1 protein-coding gene is annotated in these 676 nt (G+C 27.7%); it reads left to right on the top strand.

Annotated elements, in window-relative coordinates; translation table 11 throughout:
* Window positions 1–69: 69 nt before the first annotated feature.
* Complete coding sequence (locus J3S90_RS15745) at window positions 70–609, top strand: Clp protease N-terminal domain-containing protein (RefSeq protein ID WP_210646980.1); 540 nt, start codon at window positions 70–72, stop codon at window positions 607–609.
* Window positions 610–676: the final 67 nt, after the last annotated feature.

The raw sequence follows: 676 nt of genomic DNA, 5'->3' as shown, positions 1-676 counted from the left end.
AGCGCCAAGACGTTAGCCGACATTTTACCGAAAAATCGTACTAAAAACAATACTATTTTAAAATCATAAATGGAATTTAATAAAGAAATTGAAATTATTTTGAAAGATTGCAGAAGTTTAGCAATAGAATTGGGTTCAGACCATTTGTCATCGTATCATTTTATTTTAGCTTTGTTGAAAACTGATAACTTTCCAAATGTAATTTTTAGAAAAAAGAAATGGGAATTTATAGAATTGCAGAAATCTATGATGGAAATCGAAAAAAAATATTTCGAAAATTATTTTTTGACTAAAGAATTTGAAAAAGCTTTAAAAGGCTCAAAATATTATGCTTGGATTTACAATCTCAATGAAATCAAATCTGAACATATAATTTTTGCATTATTATCTGACAAGAAAAGTTATGCGGGTAAGTATTTAAGTTCAATTGGAATGGATTATTTGGATTTTAAAACTGAATATGAAATAACAGAAGGATTCGAGCCAAATAATTTTTTAGAAATAATTGGAAATAATGATTTTTTGACAAAACTTAAAATACCAAATTTAATTTATAACGTATTAAAAAAAACGTCGGCTAACAGCCGTTTGGCGAGATTGGGGTTTTAGTGGAATTAGCGTTTTTTCACTACATTTACGTTAAGCCGAAAATACTCGGTTTCAAAAGTCCCCAACC

The organism is Flavobacterium flabelliforme (assembly GCF_017948675.1).
Classification (GTDB): Bacteria; Bacteroidota; Bacteroidia; order Flavobacteriales; family Flavobacteriaceae; genus Flavobacterium; species Flavobacterium pygoscelis.
The sequence above is the reverse complement of the archived record's forward strand: the minus strand, read 5'-3'. Positions and strand labels throughout refer to the sequence as shown.